The organism is Kangiella sp. HZ709 (assembly GCF_009674675.1).
Lineage (GTDB): Bacteria > Pseudomonadota > Gammaproteobacteria > Enterobacterales > Kangiellaceae > Kangiella.
In genome coordinates this window covers 42,896-62,707 of record NZ_WKJC01000001.1, presented here as the reverse complement: position 1 = coordinate 62,707, position 19,812 = coordinate 42,896, and the positions used below count along the sequence as shown (strand labels likewise).

At 40.2% G+C, this 19,812-nt stretch carries 18 protein-coding genes; 4 read left to right on the top strand and 14 right to left on the bottom strand.

The genetic code is table 11. From position 1 onward, the window contains the following. Window positions 1–27: 27 nt before the first annotated feature. The 9 genes from GJS41_RS00325 to GJS41_RS00285 all read right to left on the bottom strand — a co-directional run bounded on the left by GJS41_RS00325 (window position 28) and on the right by GJS41_RS00285 (window position 10,489). Window positions 28–765 (bottom strand): hypothetical protein, encoded by a 738-nt coding sequence (locus GJS41_RS00325; RefSeq protein ID WP_154245357.1) that lies wholly within the window; start codon window positions 763–765, stop codon window positions 28–30. Between the two features lie 68 nt (window positions 766–833). Further along, the gene (locus tag GJS41_RS00320; protein ID WP_154245356.1) at window positions 834–2,483 is read right to left on the bottom strand and encodes a TIGR04141 family sporadically distributed protein; all 1,650 of its coding nucleotides are present in this window, start codon (window positions 2,481–2,483) and stop codon (window positions 834–836) included. Between the two features lie 111 nt (window positions 2,484–2,594). After that, a complete protein-coding gene (gene prpF, locus GJS41_RS00315; RefSeq protein WP_154245355.1) occupies window positions 2,595–3,797 on the bottom strand; it encodes a 2-methylaconitate cis-trans isomerase PrpF in 1,203 nt (400 codons plus the stop codon). Window positions 3,798–3,808: 11 nt separating this feature from the next. After that, window positions 3,809–6,415 (bottom strand): Fe/S-dependent 2-methylisocitrate dehydratase AcnD, encoded by a 2,607-nt coding sequence (gene acnD, locus GJS41_RS00310; RefSeq protein ID WP_154245354.1) that lies wholly within the window; start codon window positions 6,413–6,415, stop codon window positions 3,809–3,811. A gap of 65 nt (window positions 6,416–6,480) precedes the next feature. Beyond that, window positions 6,481–7,626, bottom strand: a complete 1,146-nt coding sequence (prpC, locus tag GJS41_RS00305) for a 2-methylcitrate synthase (RefSeq protein WP_154245353.1) — start codon at window positions 7,624–7,626, stop codon at window positions 6,481–6,483. A 55-nt stretch (window positions 7,627–7,681) separates the two neighbouring features. Next, window positions 7,682–8,560, bottom strand: coding sequence for a methylisocitrate lyase (gene prpB, locus GJS41_RS00300; protein WP_154245352.1), 879 nt, complete (start codon window positions 8,558–8,560; stop codon window positions 7,682–7,684). Further along, on the bottom strand, window positions 8,557–8,742 hold the full coding sequence (locus tag GJS41_RS00295) for a hypothetical protein (protein WP_154245351.1): 186 nt from the start codon (window positions 8,740–8,742) through the stop codon (window positions 8,557–8,559). The genes prpB and GJS41_RS00295 overlap by 4 nt, the downstream gene beginning before the upstream one ends. A gap of 22 nt (window positions 8,743–8,764) precedes the next feature. Further along, window positions 8,765–8,959 (bottom strand): hypothetical protein, encoded by a 195-nt coding sequence (locus GJS41_RS00290; RefSeq protein WP_154245350.1) that lies wholly within the window; start codon window positions 8,957–8,959, stop codon window positions 8,765–8,767. 15 nt (window positions 8,960–8,974) lie between these two features. Continuing rightward, window positions 8,975–10,489 (bottom strand): fumarate hydratase, encoded by a 1,515-nt coding sequence (locus GJS41_RS00285; protein WP_154245349.1) that lies wholly within the window; start codon window positions 10,487–10,489, stop codon window positions 8,975–8,977. Between the two features lie 179 nt (window positions 10,490–10,668). Here GJS41_RS00285 and pabB point away from each other — a divergent pair, with 179 nt between their 5' ends. The 4 genes from pabB (at window position 10,669) to GJS41_RS00265 (ending at window position 15,116) form a co-directional block, all read left to right on the top strand. After that, the gene (gene pabB, locus GJS41_RS00280) at window positions 10,669–12,084 is read left to right on the top strand and encodes an aminodeoxychorismate synthase component I (RefSeq protein WP_154245348.1); all 1,416 of its coding nucleotides are present in this window, start codon (window positions 10,669–10,671) and stop codon (window positions 12,082–12,084) included. Continuing rightward, window positions 12,084–12,641 (top strand): CoA pyrophosphatase, encoded by a 558-nt coding sequence (locus tag GJS41_RS00275; RefSeq protein WP_154245347.1) that lies wholly within the window; start codon window positions 12,084–12,086, stop codon window positions 12,639–12,641. The genes pabB and GJS41_RS00275 overlap by 1 nt, the downstream gene beginning before the upstream one ends. A gap of 89 nt (window positions 12,642–12,730) precedes the next feature. Next, on the top strand, window positions 12,731–14,107 hold the full coding sequence (locus GJS41_RS00270) for an L-serine ammonia-lyase (RefSeq protein WP_154245346.1): 1,377 nt from the start codon (window positions 12,731–12,733) through the stop codon (window positions 14,105–14,107). A gap of 103 nt (window positions 14,108–14,210) precedes the next feature. Beyond that, the gene (locus GJS41_RS00265; protein ID WP_227551215.1) at window positions 14,211–15,116 is read left to right on the top strand and encodes a TIGR01777 family oxidoreductase; all 906 of its coding nucleotides are present in this window, start codon (window positions 14,211–14,213) and stop codon (window positions 15,114–15,116) included. A gap of 21 nt (window positions 15,117–15,137) precedes the next feature. On the opposite strand, the gene GJS41_RS00260 is transcribed toward GJS41_RS00265, so the two are convergent. The 5 genes from GJS41_RS00260 to GJS41_RS00240 all read right to left on the bottom strand — a co-directional run bounded on the left by GJS41_RS00260 (window position 15,138) and on the right by GJS41_RS00240 (window position 19,812). Then, window positions 15,138–16,682 carry an amidohydrolase family protein gene (locus GJS41_RS00260; protein ID WP_154245345.1) on the bottom strand — a complete coding sequence of 515 codons (1,545 nt, stop codon included), beginning with the start codon at window positions 16,680–16,682 and terminating at the stop codon, window positions 15,138–15,140. After that, on the bottom strand, window positions 16,679–17,245 hold the full coding sequence (locus GJS41_RS00255) for a hypothetical protein (RefSeq protein WP_154245344.1): 567 nt from the start codon (window positions 17,243–17,245) through the stop codon (window positions 16,679–16,681). Before GJS41_RS00255 ends, GJS41_RS00260 begins: the two co-directional genes overlap by 4 nt. Window positions 17,246–17,325: 80 nt before the next feature. After that, on the bottom strand, window positions 17,326–18,225 hold the full coding sequence (locus GJS41_RS00250; RefSeq protein WP_154245343.1) for a 5'-nucleotidase: 900 nt from the start codon (window positions 18,223–18,225) through the stop codon (window positions 17,326–17,328). Window positions 18,226–18,233: 8 nt separating this feature from the next. Beyond that, a complete protein-coding gene (locus GJS41_RS00245) occupies window positions 18,234–18,965 on the bottom strand; it encodes a VacJ family lipoprotein (protein ID WP_154245342.1) in 732 nt (243 codons plus the stop codon). A gap of 67 nt (window positions 18,966–19,032) precedes the next feature. Next, a complete protein-coding gene (locus tag GJS41_RS00240; protein ID WP_154245341.1) occupies window positions 19,033–19,812 on the bottom strand; it encodes a DUF2063 domain-containing protein in 780 nt (259 codons plus the stop codon).

Here is a 19,812-nt window from a genome sequence, read left to right as displayed (position 1 = left end):
AATTTGCTCTACTCTTTTACAAAAAACTTATTCAGATTTAAACTGATGCACTATCCTAATCCCTTCCAACTCGATAGTTTCAGTCTTACCGTTATAAATACTGATGTGAGAATCCGACTGACCAACGAACAAGCCAGCTAGAATTAACTTTTTATCCTTATAGAGAAAAGTACAGTTTTGGTTAGAGTTAGGCATAGACTCAACACAGGGTTGATAATTAGCTTTTGCTTCTTTAACGCTATAAGTACCAAACTGGTAACCAAAAAAGAAAACAGAAGCTAAAAACAAACCAATAAATAGGATGGCTGCTAAAGCAGTGGTCATTACTCCGGAAGTTAAAACTGGAATAATAGTATAGTGGAGCCATTTATTATTGAATGCTTTTCCAAGCCATTTCCTTAAGTTCTTCCAAGCTCCCTTTCCATCTTTATCCTCAAAGGTATTCAGTAACAACAACTGCACCATTGTGAAAATTACTAAGCCAAGAAGTAACCACCATCCATAACTTAAAACAAAACCCTTTAGCCAGGCAAACCCCACTAAAAAGGCCTCAAAAAACTTTTGCACTCCTAAAGCAATATACTCAGGAAATGAACGGCTACCCTTTGTATAACTAGAGCCAAAACCAAAATAAAATGCATTAGAATACTGCCAACCCACAAAATAAAAAAAGGGGGCAATAACACCCACTAATATTGCCAAACTAGTTTTAATATCTAATGATTTAAGAATAGTAGCTTTCAAGCTAGCTTTGGTATTTTCCATTACAGTAATAAATCCTATTATTAATCGTTAAATAGTAACTCTAACCCAATCATTACAAACTTTCTTACTTACGGTCTTGCGGTAGTTTGTTTTTTATTCTTAGATGGCTTATTTTTTTTCTTCGTTAAGATAATAGGATCAATGTCAATACTTAACAAGTTTACTTTAAAACCAAGAGCATCTAAATTTTTAAAAGCATTTTTTAATGTTATTTTTGAAAAGAAAGGGAGTTCTTCAGGGATGTTTTTATTAGTCGCAATTGCAAAAATGATAGTATAATTTGAAGCATTAGGTTTGATAGTTACATCCTTAATCTGAAGTTTCGGGGGGAGTTTATCATTTAGTTTTTCCCTAAAAGCCTCTTCTTTAATAAATGTTTCTGACGCTACTTGCCCTTGAGAAAAAAGATGGCTCAAGCAAGAAGACCCTCTATAATATTTAACGTGAATCCATTCAGATTTATTATAAATAACATCACAAAACTCTATTTTACTTTGGCCTCCTCCGTAAGAAATATTTTTAGCATCCATATGCTCATAACCAACTATTTTTTTAAATTTATTATTGTATTCTTTCTCTGTCATACAGTCATAAATTGGTAGCTTTTTATTGTATAGAGGGATCTTGGCTATATATTCATTTATTACTTTTAAGAAATTAGTTTCTATTTCATACCAAACTCCAGCCCTTAAAATATAAATTTTATCTTCGTATTTCAATTCTGCATATAAGCAATTATAAGCACGCCAAGATTGAACAGACTTATGATCAGGCCCAATAATATGTATGTTTTGTTTTTCTAAATTTTCGTAAGATATATCTCTACCACAGTCTTTTAAATACTTTAATAGATCTTCTATATTTAAAGTTTCATGAATAACGAAATTCCCACGCAAATAGAAGGAATATCCTACCTGCTCTTCCCAGTCTACGATGCCTTGCTCTCCAAGCCAAACATCAGAAAGCTTATTCTTATTGAGTTTTTGAATTAACTCTGTCACAAGACTATTTACTAAATCTGGCGACTTCACTCTTTTGATATCATCAAACCAAGAAAACTCTTTTGGAAGCTTTGATTTATATAATGTTATTGCCTTTGTAAGAATAGGAACTATCTGTTTAAACTCTTTATTAGTATTAAATACTAGTGCATCCCTTCCTGTGACGATACTTCCAAATTCTTTAATTTTTGAGGTGCCCGTAATTGCATACATTAGATCGCTTTCACTATCAATCAACAATTCAAACGCATCAACAGCCTTCGTACTTTGCGTCCTGGAGTGTAGCGGGTTTTCACTAAAATTAGATTTATCTATACTTCTTAATTGCTCTGGCTCAACAGAGTTCAAAGTAACCCTTAATCCGAAATCTCTTTCTATATAATGACTTTTGAAGAGATGAAACCCCATCCCAAAACTTAATACAAAAATATTTTTATTTGCTCTTACCACTACAACTGCTGATAAGCTTTTAGGAGGATAAAAAACAGTATTACTTAGGTTTTGATCATTAGTGAGAAACTTTGTCCAACTAGGTAAAGTATCTCTTGGGTTTTTCTTGATATAGAGCGTTGCTTTAACATCATCGGGCATTTCTAAATTTGCAGCTGGCACCTGAACTTTTTCAAATTTTATGAACTTTTCATCATCAAGGGTGTTATCTCTAATTAAATAAAGTGATATTTTTTCTTTTCGCTGCCTTTCATTTATTTCTGCCATTTCATCCCTAATATATATTTAATTCCTAATATATTTATCCCATAAAAAAAGCCGCTATTCAAGCGGCTTTTACAATGCAAATTTGCATTAAAATCATATTGTTATAAGCATTTATTCAAATGGAACTCGAACATTACCTTCCATTAAGACTCTTGCGCTTCTGCTCATAATCACCTTTTTAGCTTTCCACTGGCCTTCGACTTGCGCAACTTCTGCGCCAACTTTTAGCGTACCCGATGGATGGCCAAATCTGACTTCATTTCTATTGCCGCCGCCTGCTGCTAAATTAACCAGCGTTCCAGGAATTGCTGAAGCGGTTGCTATAGCGACTGCGGCTGTACCCATCATGGCGTGGTGTAGTAAGCCCATAGAAAGTGCGCGTACGTTTAAGTCGATATCGTTTTCAGCAATGTCTTTACCGCTAGAGGAAGTATAAGACTTTGCTGGCGCAACAAAGGCCACTTTAGGCGTGTGTTGGCGTGTTTTTGCTTCTTCAATATCAGTAATCAAGCCCATCTTGATAGCGCCATAAGCTCGAATGGTTTCGAACATGGCGAGTGCTTTTTCATCGCCATTAATATTGCTTTGTAGTTCAGTGCCATTAAAAGCGCCGTCAGTACCATTGCCTTGCATGTTTGGGATTTCATCAGCATTTAAGAAAATGGTTGGAATACCTGCTGTAATCATGGTGGCTTTAAAAGTACCTACACCAGGAACTTCTAAATCATCCACTAAATTGCCCGTTGGGAACATGGGCGTATCGCCTGATACTGGCTCAACGAATTCAATTTTCACTTCCGCTGCGGGGAAAGTTACGCCGTCGAGCTCAAAATCACCTGTCTCTTGGACTTCACCGTTTGTTATAGGCACATGAGCAATAATGGTTTTCTTGATATTGGCTTGCCAAATACGCACCACGCAAATGCCATTCTCAGGAATACGTGTCGCATCCACTAAACCACTACTAATAGCAAAAGAGCCAACTGCCGCGGTTAAGTTACCGCAGTTACCGCTCCAATCCACAAAAGGCTTATCAATCGACACCTGACCGAATAAATAATCCACATCGTGATCGGCAACCGAAGCTTTAGAAACAATCACCGTTTTACTGGTACTGGAAGTCGCCCCGCCCATACCATCGGTTTGCTTACCATAAGGATCAGGACTACCAATCACACGAAGCAACAATCTATCGCGCGCTTCGCCAGCGACCTGCGCTGCTTCTGGCAAATCCGTTAACTTAAAGAAAACACCTTTAGAAGTACCACCACGCATATAGGTGGCAGGGACTTTGATTTGAGGAGCAAAACTCATTGTCTTACTCCTTAACCGTTAGACGCTAAGAAATCATTAGCAAAGCGCTGTAAAACACCACCAGCGTCATAAATAGATACTTCTTCTGCTGTATCTAAACGTGACTTCACAGGGATCTTAACTTGCTCACCGTTCTTACGCGTAACTACCACAGTCATTTCAGAGCCTGGGCTGATTTCGCCTTCTACGTCGAAAGTTTCAGTGCCGTCAATGCCGTAATCTTTACGAGTCTCGCCATTAGTAAACTCAAGTGGTAAAACACCCATACCGATTAGGTTAGTACGGTGGATACGTTCAAAGCCTTCAGCGACAATCACTTCTACCCCTGCTAGACGCACGCCTTTGGCTGCCCAGTCGCGTGAAGAGCCTTGACCATAGTCTGCGCCCGCAACAATGATTAGCGGCTGTTTACGTTCCATATAGGTCTCAATGGTTTCCCACATGCGACCTTCAGTACCTTCTGGCTCAAGACGTGCAAGTGAACCTTGTTTGATATTCCCTTCATCATCTAAAACCATTTCGTTTAGTAGTTTCGGGTTAGCAAAAGTCGCACGCTGAGCTGTTAAGTGATCGCCCCGGTGGGTTGCATAAGAATTATAGTCTTCTTCTGGCAAGCCCATCTTATCCAAGTAAGCACCTGCGGCACTGGCTTTTTGAATAGCGTTCGATGGTGATAAATGATCCGTGGTGATGTTGTCACCTAATACTGCTAACGGGCGCATACCTTTCATAGTTCGCTCGCCTGCTAGTGCACCTTCCCAATAAGGCGGACGACGAATGTAGGTACTCATTTCGCGCCAGTCGTATAATGGATTCGACTTCTCACCCATATCCACTTCAACATTAAACATTGGCTCATAGACTTTGGCGAAATGTTCTGGCTTAACGCTTTGCTTAATTACTGCGTTAATTTCTTCATCGGTAGGCCAAATATCTTTTAAGGTTACTGGCTTACCATTGGCGTCATGACCTAGTGGATCTTTTTCAATATCAAAACGAATCGAACCCGCGATGGCATAAGCCACCACTAATGGCGGCGAGGCTAAGAAAGCTTGGTCAGCATGCGGATGTATACGACCATCAAAGTTGCGGTTACCAGAAAGCACCGCCGTCGAATATAAATCGCGGTCGATAATTTCTTGCTTAATTTTTGGATCCAGCGCACCACTCATACCGTTACAAGAAGTACAGGCATAAGCTACAACGCCAAAACCTAACTGCTCAAGTTCTGGTAATAAATTGGCTTCTTCTAAATATAGAGTTACCGCTTTAGAGCCTGGTGCTAAAGAAGTCTTAACCCATGGCTTACGAGTTAGGCCATGTTTATTTGCGTTACGCGCTATTAATCCAGCGGCGATCATGTTGCGTGGATTTGAAGTATTGGTACAACTGGTAATGGCTGCAATAATACAAGCGCCGTCAGGCATTAGACCATCTTCTGAAGAGTAAACGCCGTCACCATTTTCAAGAGCAATACCTTTATCTGCTAAATCTTTTACTGCAACACGTGCATGCGGATTTGATGGGCCTGCAATATTCATACCCACAGCGCCTAAATCAAAAGTTAATACGCGTTCGTATTCAGCCTTAATCATATCATCAGCCCAAAGGCCTGTTTCTTTAGCATAGTTTTCTACTAGCTTAACTTGATCGGCATCGCGACCGGTTAGCGTTAAGTAATCAATGGTTTGCTGATCGATATAGAACATGGCGGCGGTTGCGCCAAATTCTGGAGTCATGTTGGAAATGGTTGCGCGGTCGCCTAATGTTAAAGCATTGGCACCTTCGCCAAAGAACTCTAAATAACTCGATACCACTTTTTCGTTTCGTAAAAATTCGGTTAAGGCTAAAACGATATCGGTCGAAGTAATACCCGGTTGTGGCTTGCCTTTCATCTCAACACCAATAATATCTGGAAGGCGCATATAAGAAGCACGACCTAGCATCACGCTTTCTGCTTCAAGGCCACCAACACCTACTGAGATAACACCTAACGCATCAACCATTGGGGTATGACTATCAGTGCCAACTAAAGTGTCTGGAAAAGCCACATTGTCTTTTATCTGAACTACTGGCGACATGCGCTCTAAATTAATTTGGTGCATGATGCCGTTACCTGGTGGAACTACGTTAACGTTCTTAAACGCTGTTTTACACCAGTTAATAAAGTGGAAACGATCTTCATTACGGCGATCTTCAATCGCACGGTTTTTCTCGAAAGCATTTTCTTCGTAACCTGCGTGTTCAACTGCTAATGAATGATCCACAATCAATTGCGTTGGGACTACAGGGTTAATCTGCGCAGGGTCACCACCCTTCTCCGCAATCGCATCACGTAAACCGGCTAAATCTACAAAAGCGGTTTGGCCTAAAATATCATGACAAACTACCCGCGCTGGAAACCATGGAAAATCCAAATCGGTTTTGCGATAAATAATTTGCTTAAGTGAGTCAGTTAAAGTCTCAGGACTGCAACGACGTACTAAGTTTTCAGCCAGCACCTTAGATGTATAAGGCAGCTTGTCATAGGAGCCTGGCTCGATTGCTTCAATCGCTTCACGGGTATCGAAATAATCTAAATTACTATTTGGTAATGCTTTACGGAAATTGGTGTTCATAAATTAACTTTTAAATTCTTTTGCTGTTTAAAACAAAACCCGCGGGCAAGCCGCGGGTTAAATTATTATCTGTCAGATAAAGGAACAAATTCTTGGTCATCAGGACCATGGTAATTTGCTGAAGGACGGATAATCTTGCCATCAACTCTTTGCTCCATAACGTGAGCTGCCCAACCAGTAATACGTGAGCAAACAAAAATAGGTGTAAACATTGAAGTGGGAATACCCATTTTGTTGTACGAAACTGCTGAGAACCAATCTAAGTTCGGGAACATTTTCTTTTCGTCCCACATAATCGTTTCTAAACGCTCGGCAACATCATATAACTTCATGTCACCTTGTTCTTCAGAAAGTTCTTTAGCAACTTCTTTAATCACTTCATTACGTGGATCAGAAACCGTATAGACTGGATGACCGAAACCAATCACAATTTCTTTACGCGCTAAACGTTCTTTAATATCAGCTTCAGCGTGATCCGCTGAGTCATAACGCATTTGGATATCTAAAGCGACTTCGTTCGCACCACCGTGCTTAGGACCACGAAGTGCGCCAATACCACCACAAATGGCTGAGTACATATCTGAACCTGTGCCCGTGATTACGCGGCTTGTGAAAGTCGAAGCGTTGAACTCATGCTCTGCATATAAGTTCAATGAAATCTGCATCGCACGAACCCAAGAGTCAGGACATTTCTCACCATGCAATAAGTGTAGGAAGTGACCAGCGATTGAGTCTTCGTCAGTTTCTAAATCAATGCAAACGCCATTGTGCGAGAAGTGGTACCAGTACAATAACATTGATGGGAATGAAGCCATTAAGCGATCAGAAATATCTTTCGCTTCGTTCATTGGCTGGCTTTCTCTTTCAGGAAGAACAGTGCCTAACATTGAACAACCTGTACGCAAGACATCCATTGGGTGTGCGTTTGCAGGAATCAATTCTAATGCGTCTTGAACTAATGCTGGTAAACCACGAAGCGCTTTTAATTTACGCTTATAATTTTTTAATTCAGCAGCGTTTGGTAATTTACCGTGAATTAATAGGTGTGCGACTTCTTCAAACTCAGCGTTTGCAGCTAAATCTAAAATATCGTAACCGCGATAGCTTAAATCGTTACCCGTACGACCCACTGTACAAAGTTCTGTGTTACCTGCTGCTACACCAGAAAGTGCTACTGACTTTTTTGGTTTTGGTAATTTGCTCTCAGACATTATTAACTCCTAAAATAAAATTCTTTACTAATTTTTTTGACCTATTTTCTTTAGTTTATTTCTCTTTGCCTTCGGAAAATAAGTTATCTAATTTTTGTTCATAATCGTGGTAGCCCAAGTGCGCATATAACTCTTCACGAGTTTGCATAATGTCGACAACATCGCGTTGATGCCCATTGGCTAATACTGATTTATAAAAAGTTTCTGCTGCACGATTCATTGCACGATATGCACCACAACAATATAAAACGATGTCCACGCCGACATCGCCTAACTCTTCACACGAGAATAACGGCGTAGCACCAAACTCAGTAATGTTCGCTAAAATAGGTGCATCTACTTTTGAACGAATTTCTTTGTACTGTTCAAGCGTTTGAACGGCTTCAGGGAATATCATATCTGCGCCAGCTTCAATACAAGCATTAGCTCGGTCGATAGCCGAATTCATTCCTTCAGCTTGCAGTGCATCAGTCCGCGCCATAATCACAAAGTTCTCATCGGTACGTGCATCAACCGCCGACTTAATACGATCAACCATTTCTTGTAACGACACAATTTCTTTACCCGGTCTATGACCGCAACGTTTAGTGGCGACTTGATCTTCCATGTGAAAACCTGCAGCGCCAGATTTAATTAGCGCTCGCGTAGTCCTAGCAATATTAAAGGTGCCACCAAAACCTGTATCGATATCTACGATTAAAGGCAAAGAACACACATCAGTAATACGACGAATATCTACTAATAAATCTTCAGCAGTGGAAATACCTAAATCTGGCATACCCAACGAGTTAGCGGCAACGCCGCCACCTGAAAGATAAACTGCTTTGTGCCCGACTGCTTCAGCCATACGTGCTGCATAAGCTGTAATAGTACCCATTAATTGTAGCGGATGATTTTCTGCAACCGCTTGACGAAATTTTAAACCTGCACTCATTCTTTATTACCTTTTGTAAAAATACCTGTAGCGAACCCTAGTCCTAAGACGACAAAAACGGATAACGCTGGCAAATTAATACCTTCAAAACCTTTTTCAAGATAGCCAGGGATTAATGTTCCAATTCCCAACAAACAAATAATTATTCCAATTGTATTTACAGCTTTTTGGCTATTTATCATGATTTTCCTTAACTTTATTGTTTTATTTATCTTTTGCTTTTCTATAAAACGTATGAACAGCTAAAGCTACTAATCCAACTGCCACTAACAAGACCAAACCATTAACACTGATGAAATTAATGGGATCGCTCAACAAAATTTGAGCTAAGGCAACACCGAGGAAAATAGAAACTACAACAGTCCACCAATACGATATTCTTAAGCTCTTATTAAACACTTTAGTCTCCTGAAATTAACTATTAAGTTTTACTTTCCAAATAGCTGGACCGGTCTTATGAACTGACTCACCTTTCGAGTCGACTGCAACCGTTACCGGCATATCCACTACATCAAATTCGTACACAGCTTCCATACCTAACTCTGGGAAAGCTACAACTTCCGAATTCTTAATCGCTTTTGATACTAGATAAGCAGCTCCACCTACGGCCATCAAATAAGTTGACTGATGTTTTTTAATTGACTCAATCGCAACGTCCCCACGTTCGGCTTTACCAATCATGCCAAGCAATCCTGTTTGCTCTAACATCATGTCAGTAAACTTATCCATCCGAGTAGCGGTTGTAGGGCCTGCAGGACCCACCGCTTCATCGCCGACTGCATCAACAGGGCCAACGTAGTAGATAAAGCGATTTTTAAAATCTAACCCCTCAGGTAAACCTTCACCCGAATCAAGCAAGTCTTTAATTCGCTTATGCGCTGCATCGCGACCTGTTAAAATCTTACCATTAAGTAATAACACATCACCTGGTTTCCAGCTGGCAACTTCTTCTTTGCTGATATTGTTAATATCAACGCGTTTTGCCTCTTCAGAAGCTTCATAATCCATAGCTGGCCAATCTTCAATCGATGGTGGCGTTAGCTTAGCAGGACCATTGCCGTCTAATGTGAAATGTATATGACGCGTAGCAGCACAGTTTGGGATCATAGCCACTGGCTTTGAAGCTGCGTGTGTTGGCCAGTCGTTAATTTTTACATCCATAACCGTTGTTATTCCACCAAGACCTTGCGCGCCAATACCTAGTTTATTAACGGCTTCATAAATTTCGATACGCAATTCTTCTACGCGGTTTTGTGGGCCACGTTTTAATAGCTCTTGCATATCAATCGGATCCATTAAGGATTCCTTAGCAAGCAACATGGCTTTTTCCGCAGTACCACCAACACCTATACCTAAAATTCCTGGCGGGCACCAGCCTGCACCCATTTTAGGTACTGTTTCCACCACCCAATCTACAATAGAGTCTGATGGGTTTAACATCACAAACTTAGATTTATTTTCTGAGCCACCGCCTTTTGCTGCAACGGTCACATCAACCTTATCGCCTTTTACCATCTTAATATGCACAACAGACGGTGTATTATCTTTTGAATTGGTTCGCTTGCCAGCAGGATCTAATAAGACAGAAGCTCTTAAAGGGTTTTCAGGATTCAAATAAGCCCGTCTGACTCCTTCATCGACCATCTCCTGAACCGTCATGTCACTATCGCCAGTATCAAACCGGGCATCCATACCAATTTCCACAATCGCCATAGCAATGCCCGTATCTTGGCAAACTGGACGATGTCCCATAGCAGACATGCGCGAGTTAACTAAAATTTGCTTCATTGCATCTTTAGCCGCTGGACTTTCTTCTTTTTCATAGGCCGCAGTCATGGCTTGCACAAAATCTTTCGGGTGGTAGTAGGAAATGTATTGGAAAGCATCTGCTACACTTTCAATAAAGTCTTCCGCTTTTATCTCACTCATGGAAATGAAACTCCAAATTGCTAATCAAAAGGCCAAAGATTGTTTCTATACAACCTGGCAATAAAACTCTAAAATCAGCTCATTAGTATAACTGCTCGATCAGGCGTTTCCCAAATTTTAGACGCCAATTAATTGATGATCAGTTGTTTTTGTCGATTTTTTGAGCATTTTAGGTGTAAATGAACAAATCTATTCAAGCATATGTTGAGTTCCCTTACCGAGATCCGGCAGGAATCCGCCAATTATTTGGATATTTTGCAGATGAAAAATGGGCAATGCTACTCGATAGCGGCAAGACTATTCACAAAGCTGCCAAATTCGATTTAATATTTGCCCGTCCAAAAGCTTATATAAGCTATTCAAACGACAAGAGCTACCTAAATGGTTTTGATTTCTCTTTAAGCCATAACCCATTTGAAGATTTAAGAACCTTCTACCAGTCAGGTCTTAAGAACTACGCACCGCTTCCTCAAGAGCTATCACATATACCCTTCCATGGAGGCATCGCTGGCTATTGCAGTTACGATCTAGGTCGATCAATTGAAGAGATTCCTGAGGTGGCTGAAGTGGACATTCATTTGCCTGAGATGGCTTTTGGACTTTATGAGTGGGCTTTTATAAGTGATCATGCTCATCAAAAATCCTACCTTCTACAGTTCAATGCCATGGAAGAAAGCACTTGGGCATCTTTAATAGAAGAGTTCAAACAGTATGCCTCTGCTAAGCAAACTGCTAGTTACCCAAGTTTTACACTAACAAGTCCCTGGCAATCCAACATGGACGAACAAACTTATAAAGCAAAGTTCAAGCAAGTTCATGAATACATTCATGCCGGCGACTGTTACCAAGTCAATTTGGCGCAAAGATTTAGTGCTGAATTTAATGGGCATGCTTGGGATGCTTATTTAGAATTAACCGAGCACAATCAAGCACCTTTTTCTGCTTATATGAATTTGGGGCAACAGCAGATTTTGTCTCTATCGCCAGAGCGCTTTATACAAATAAAGCAGCAAGATGGCAAAAGTCATGTTGTAACCCAACCAATAAAAGGGACTCGTCCTCGCAGTAAAGATCCACTCGAAGACAAAGCTTTCTCTGATGAGTTGTTATCCAGCGAAAAAGATCGCGCCGAAAATTTAATGATTGTTGATCTATTGAGAAATGATATTGGCCGGACCGCTGAGTATGGCTCAGTCACTGTATCTAAGTTATTTGAACTACAAAGTTTTATTTCTGTTCATCACCTGGTGAGTACCGTTGAAGCTGATTTAGCTGAAGATAAAGATGCTTTTGATTTACTCGAAAATTGTTTCCCTGGGGGCTCTATTACAGGAGCGCCTAAAATTCGCGCGATGGAAATTATTGAAGAACTAGAACCACATAGACGCAGTATTTATTGTGGTTCTTTTATGTATTTGGACTATCGAGGAATCCTGGACTCGAGTATTACCATTAGAACATTGGTGACCGAAGATGGTCTGATTCATACTTGGGGTGGCGGTGGCTTGGTCGCTGATTCAGAAGCAGCTAGCGAATACCAAGAAACTTATCATAAGCTTAGTCGCATATTGCCCATTTTAGCTGGTAAACATTAATGGTTACTATTAAAGCCATTCAAACAGCTTTAGATAATGCCAATCATAGAGCTCCCAAGGTCACTCAGCTGCAACCTAGCGCCGTGTTAGTACCGCTTGTTGAGCGAGCAAATGGTTTGCAGCTGATTCTTACACAGAGAGCGCAACACCTCAAACACCATCCTGGGCAAATTAGTTTTCCAGGTGGTCGTATGGATGATTCTGATAAAAACCTTATTCATACCGCAATACGTGAAACGGAAGAAGAAGTTGGTATCTATGAACATCAAATAGAAGTCATCGGTAAGCTTGCTTTACAACCGACCATTACTCAATTTATGATTCAGCCAGTTGTTGGTATTGTAAAGAATGACTATCAATTTACGGTTAACACTGATGAGGTTGATGAAGCATTTGAAGTGCCGCTAGATTTTCTTTTTGACCCTACCAATCGAAAAAAATCATATCGCGAGTTCCAAGGAATAAAATTCCCACTTTATTCTATGCCTTATCAAGGCCGTAATATTTGGGGAGCTACTGCTCAAATCATTGTGAGCTTTTCAAAATTATTAAGCTAATTTAGCATCTGGTCAGATTAGCTATAGCTAGTATCACCCGTATTTTCTAAGTACAATTCAAGCAATTACAAAATAAAGAGAATTACCCATTGGCCATTAGTGTTTTTGATATGTTTAGTATCGGTATTGGACCTTCTAGTTCACATACCGTTGGACCCATGCGCGCGGCACGACGCTTTGTAGATGGTTTGGAAAAAAGTAGCCAGCTCTTAAACGTTAGTCGAGTAACCAGCGAGTTATACGGGTCTCTTGGAGCTACTGGTAAGGGGCACGGCTCTGATAAAGCCGTTCTTTTAGGGCTTGAAGGTGAGCGCCCAGATAAGGTTGATCCTGACATTATTCCGCAACGTTTAGAAGCGATACGCACAAACTTTTCAATTAAGCTCAACGGGTCACATCAAATAAATTTTAATGAAAAAGATGATCTCATTCTTTATAAGAGAAAGAGTTTGCCTAAACATGCTAATGGCATGATATTTAACGCTTACGATCACAATGGCGAATTGTTAGTTTCAAAAACCTATTACTCGGTAGGTGGCGGTTTCGTAGTCAATGATGATTTAGATGCTGACAGCCCTATTATGGAAGATACTACTCAAGTTAAATATCCATTCTCAAGCGCAGCAGAATTAATTGAACATTGTAAAAATAATGGCATAAAAATTTCCACTTTAATGATGGAGAATGAAAAAGCTTGGCGCAGTGAGGAAGAAGTAAGAACTAAATTATTAGACATTTGGCACGTCATGAAAAAATGTATCAAGCGTGGCTGCGATCGAGAAGGTATCTTACCAGGCGGTTTAAAAGTAAAGCGTCGCGCTCATGGCATTTATATGAAACTAAAATCCGACCCGCACAGCACAACAGATACTTTGTCGGCGATGGACTGGGTTGACTTGTATGCATTAGCCGTTAATGAAGAAAACGCTGCTGGTGGCCAGGTGGTTACTGCACCAACCAATGGCGCAGCTGGAATTATCCCTGCAGTGTTATTCTATTACATGAAATTTAAAGCAGGTGCGGATGAAGAAGGTATTATCGACTTTCTTTTGACCGCAGCAGCAATTGGAATTTTATACAAATTAAATGCTTCTATTTCCGGCGCTGAGGTTGGCTGTCAGGGGGAAGTTGGAGTTGCTTGCTCGATGGCTGCAGGCGCTTTAACGGAAGTTTTAGGTGGAACTCCACAGCAAGTTGAAAATGCCGCTGAAATCGGCATGGAACACAACTTAGGATTAACTTGCGATCCCGTAGGTGGCTTAGTTCAAGTTCCTTGTATTGAACGCAACGCTATGGCATCTATCAAAGCGATTAATGCTTGTCGCTTAGCCTTAAGAGGTGACGGTGAACATAAGGTTTCATTGGATAAGGTCATCAAAACCATGTGGGATACGGGTATGGACATGCGAAAAAAATATAAAGAAACAGCTCGCGGCGGTTTAGCCGTTCACATTATCGAATGCTAAGTATATATCCCCAATTTGCAAACATATTGTAACTTTATCAATATAGGAATAATTCATTGATATGTGTATACTCGCTGAGTTAGTTATTCCCTAAACGGATTTTATGATGCGAAAAAAAGCGTTAATCACTGGTGGAACCGGCTTTATTGGCCGAAACCTTATATCCCATCTTGAGCGTTCTAGCTTTGATGTATGGATCAAATCAAGAAACCCAGAACAATATAAAGAAGAATTCTTTTTCCGTAGCACTAACCTTTGCAGCTCATTAGAAGAAGTTCCTGAGGTCGATTTGGTTATTAACCTTTGTGGTGAAAATCTAGCTAATAAACGATGGACAGTTAATCAGAAAAGAAAAATATATCAAAGCCGAATTGATCAAACCAATGAATTAGTTGAATGGATGGCAACTTCAGAAGTTCGACCAAAAGCTTTTATTTCTGGCTCAGCGATTGGTTTTTATGGCGACCGAAAAGACGAAATAATTACCGAGTCATCACAAGCTGGAAAAAACGAATTTCAAGTCAAGCTCTGTCAAAAGTGGGAACAGGCTGCGCAAAAAGCTGAAGAGCTAGGTATTAGAAGTTGCTATATCCGGACTGGGGTAGTGTTAGGTGACGATGGTGCTTTACCAAAAATGCTAACACCTTTTAAATTTGGTGTCGGTGGCAAACTCGGAACTGGTAATCAATGGTTTTCTTGGATTCATATTCAAGATCAGGTTAGAGGAATTATGCACCTAGTAAACAACGAAGCCTTGTCTGGGGTGTTTAATCTAACCAGCCCGAATCCAGTTACCAATAAACAGTTAACCGATGATATAGCTAATAAATTAAGTAAAAAAGCTCCATTTACTGTGCCTGGCTTTGCTTTAAAACTAGCCGTGGGTCAGTTTTCGGATTTGTTACTAACAGGCCAGAAAGTCATACCCCAAGCGCTTCAAGATTCAGGATTTGAATTTAAGTTCCCCACCCTCACTGAAGCACTTAACGACTTAGTGAATTCACGCTAATTACCAATTTAACTCTTTGCTCTATTTTGCGTTTTTAACGATAGCTTTAACGTCTTCGCGTAATTGCTTAGCATCATAAAGAATGCCATCTTTGATGGTGTATTTAACACCCCCAACTCTTTTAGCAATGTTATTTAAGCCTAAACGGTAATGGCCAGTTCCATATAATACTTTAAAGTTAGCAATAGGATTTTCTTCTACGATAACTAAGTCAGCAAGTTTACCAGGTAATATAGAACCAATTTTATCCTGCATTCCCAAAGCTTCCGCCCCGTTTAATGTTGCAGACTGAATAACTTCTAGCGGATGAAAACCTGCTTCTTGAAGCAACTCAAGTTCTCGTATATAACCAAAACCAAAAATTTTATAAATATAACCCGCATCTGAGCCTACAGTGACCCTTCCACCATGATTTTTATAATCATTTAAAAAAGCCATCCACTTATTAAAATTAGCTTTCCAGTCAATTTCATTTTGAGTCGTCCAGTCGAAAAAATATGAACCATGAGATTCACGATTAGGCTCAAAAAATGCTTTTAACTTTGGGTGAGTATAATCTTGATGCCATTCGGCATTTCGCTCTCGCATCACATCGCGACTCGCTTCATAGATAGTCATGGTAGGATTAATGGTGAAGTCGAGTTCAATTAATTCGTCGCGTACAGCATTCCATGTGTCACTGCCCTCTTCAGCGGCTTGCTGCCATAGTCGGCCCGCTTCAGTAAATCGATGCGATTCGTCGTTGTAGTTATAGTTTAAGGGGTAGTCTTGAATCACCTTATCTTCAAACATGGCTTCTGGTAACCCATACCAGTGCTCCATAGTGGTTAAACCTAAACGTGCAGAGTCTAAAGCATTTGTTCCTACTACATTCAGTTGAGCGTGATGCATGGCTGTACCTAGCTTTTGTTTTTTTGCTTCATCTAAAGCAGCTTGCATCATAACTTTTGGCATGCCAAAAAACTTAATCCCTTTCGCCCCTTTTTTTGCCATATGGCGCACCCATTGTCGAGTTTCCTCAACAGTCGTTATGGGCTTATCCCAGCCCATACCAAAACCAATATAAGGGATAATTCTTGGTGCAGTAATTTTATTCTGATCACTCAATTTTTTTTGTTTAAGAGTCCACTCTAAACCATTAAAGCTACCTGGCTCACGAACCGTAGTAATACCATGAGCTAGCCACAGCTTAAAAGGGTATTCCGCGGGTAAGCCATCGACACTACCTGCGATATGTCCATGTAAATCAACAAAGCCAGGAAGCACATAATGACCTGTGATATCTATTACTTTATCTGTTTTATTCGCTTGCGGCCTTGCAGAATCTTTAATAGGCACTCCAGGCGCGCCCACCGAACGAACTGATAAGATTTTGTTACCTTGAATGATAATGTCAACCGGACCGGTAGGCGGAGCACCTTCACCATTAATAAGAATTCCGCCTCTCAAAATTAAACGATTAAAAGGACCTTGACCTTCAGAAACAATAGGAGCATCAAAGGTTCTTTGCGCACTAACAATATCTGCAAAAAGAAACAGTGTTATTAAGATATATAGTCTGATCATGGTTTTTTATCACACGCTATTTTTGCTACTTTCATCCAATTCTTTCCGTCTCCAATGTTTGATGATTCATAATACCAATCGAAGTACTTATTTGAAATATTGTAAAAAGTTATTCGAGCCATATGAGCAGGCCTAGTTTTACTGGCAGGATATTCTCCTTGCATTACCCATTTATTATCTTTGAAACTTGCATTAAACGTTTGGAAACGGCTGTATTTATCAAACGTCCAAACCATCTCCCAAGCATCTTTAACAGGGTCATACGTTCGCAAATTAGTTCCTGCGCCAGGAGCTTCTAAATTAGACTCATTTGGATACCAAAAATCTTGAATAGCATGACCATTTAAAATGTACTTCCAGTCCCATTGAGAACGGTTGGAAGTTTTCTGCCAGTTACCATCAGGTTGGAGCGAACTACTTTGGCAAGACCAGGAACCAATCAATGGCAATAGCTGTTTAACCTGCTGATAAGCATTATCGGAGGGTTTCAACTGAAAATAAGAAGCCTTGGCATACGAAGGTAATAAAACCAAGGATAGTAAGAGAATAGTATTTAGCTTCATGCTCACCCCTGAGAAAGTTTTCTAAACCTTGATGCAAATAGCTTTAGAGATCAAATAGCTATTGTTTCAAAATGTTTCTATTAATTATTTACCACGCCACTAGGGACATGGCCACTGGCGATATGATCTTTAGCCCGATCAATATGGCCTTCTTGATCATCGAAAAACACATCCGCGCCAAAAGCTTTTAAAAATTGAGTTTTATCCATTCCGCCTAAAAATAAAGCTTCATCAATCCGGATATCCCAGTAACGCAGGGTGCGAATAACTCGTTCATGAGCCGGTGCAGAGCGCGCAGTCACTAAAGCGGTTCGAATTGGGCATTCATCAGTGCCGAATTCTTTTTGGATCTTATGTAAGGCTGCTAAGAAGGTTTTAAAAGGACCACCTTCTAATGGTTTTTGAGCTGACGCTTTTTCATGTTTAGTAAACTCATCCAAACCACTTTGTTGATATACCTTTTCCGCTTCATCTGAAAAAAGCACCGCGTCACCATCAAAGGCAAATTTAATATGATTTACGTCATTATGAGCTTTATTAGGCGCGACAATAGTTGCTGCAGCAATACCATTATCAATGGCTTGTTTAACGTCGTAGGGATTGGTCGATAAAAACAAATGTGCGCCAAAAGCTGAGGCATACAGATAAGGGCTGTTGCCGGAAGTAAAAGCAGCTCGAGTAATTTGTAATTGATGATTTTCAATCGAGTTAAAAACTCTAAGCCCCGTATCTGCGCTATTGCGAGAAAGCAGAATCACTTCAACTCGGACCTTATCTAGCCCACCTTCATTAAGAGCTAATAGTTTTTTGACTAAGCCAAAAGCTGCACCAGGCTTTAATAATTCATCTTCATGATCGATTTGATATTGAGCATAACTATCGACACCCTTTTCAAGATAAATACGATGACTGTCCGCTAAATCAAAAAGTGCGGTCGAAGAAATTGCTATAACTAGAGTATCGTTAAACTCAATCGGCATGAGGAGTTTTAAAAATCCTCACAATCTTCTTCAAATTCGCATTCTTCATCTTCAATTGGCGGGTTGCCGTCGTGAATTAAGAATTGTCTTCTTTGCAAATAAACGTCACGCACTAACGAATAGTCATCAGGTGCAGAATTTAATTGGTCATCTAAACTTAATAAGCCTGCTCGAGTTTGCACTATATCAAAGATACGCAAAGCAATTTCCGTTTGGCTATCGTTTTCTAATTCATCATAGAGATTATACAAAACCACACTGTCCACACCTTGGCCAAAGGCATCGCGTGTCGTTGAGGGTCCTAAGAAAGGCAGCATTAAGTAAGAACCGTCCCCTACGCCCCACTCAGCCAATGTTTGACCGAAATCTTCTGGTTGGTGTTCAATTCCAAACTCGGTGGCAGGATCGAATAGTCCACCAATTCCTAAGGTCGTATTTATTAAAAAGCGACCGGTATCTTTAAGCGCCTTGCCCAATTTAAACTGCAAAATATCATTCAGGATAGTTGGTACTTCGCCAATATTTTGAAAGAAATTAGATACTCCCGTTTCTACCACATCGGGGGTTACCGCTTTGTAACCTTTTGCTACTGGCTTCAGAATAACCGTATCTAACCCCTTATTGAATTTCCAAACTGAACGATTAAACCCTTCGTAAGGATCTTTAGGGTTATTACCTGTAGATGCACAGCCCGCAAGAAGGATCGTAAGCAATATGATGGAAAGTAATTTTGATTTCATCCCAAAACCTTTAGTAATACTTTTATGATTGAAACTACTGATGATTGTAGCAATAAGTGTAGCTGAGTTACAGATTTACTCCAAGAATTACATCTCGCTCTAAAAAGTCCTGCAGAATTTTCTTGCCGCCTTCGATCAACTGTTCAGGATTTGGAAATTGAATTTCCTGTTGTAGCTTTTGAATAGCTTCAGAACCAGTCAACTGGCTTCCTTCCTCTTCTTCAGATTCTTGGAAGATTTCAAGCAGTCGATAAGTAATTGCATTCGTTTCCATAAAATCTACTTGATGCTCACGATTGCGAGAAATAATTAAAAAGGTTGGCTGTTCTGGGCTTTCAGTTGGCACAAAAGCATCACCAATTCTATGTACAGGGTATTGGTAAACCAATGGCCAAGCTAATGGCGAAATTACTACTTTTTGTGAATAAAGATCGCCATTACGGTCGTGAGGAAACTGGCGTATGTCGCCGGTATCAGAAAGCGCGTTAAGCTCCATCCATTCCCAATGAGCCAATTCAGTCATAAAGGGGTAATCGTCGTCCTCTGGTTGACGATGCTCGTTCAAGTAATCCAGAAAGGCTTTAGAGATATCCCTAAAATAAGGGCTATGAGCCCGATAGTCGATAAAAAACTGTCGAACCATCTGGTGCCATTTTTTATCGCTAGTCAGTTCACGTAAAATTGGAAAGCTATTACTACAAAAGTTTTCAACATTGTTATAAAACAAGTCTCTATAGACTTTCATACGTCTATCTTCAATGCTGGTTGGTTTCTTTACCTGTTCAGGGTTACGCAAATGCCCGGCAAAATCGAACTGTACTTGTTGAAACTTAGGTAGGCTACTCAT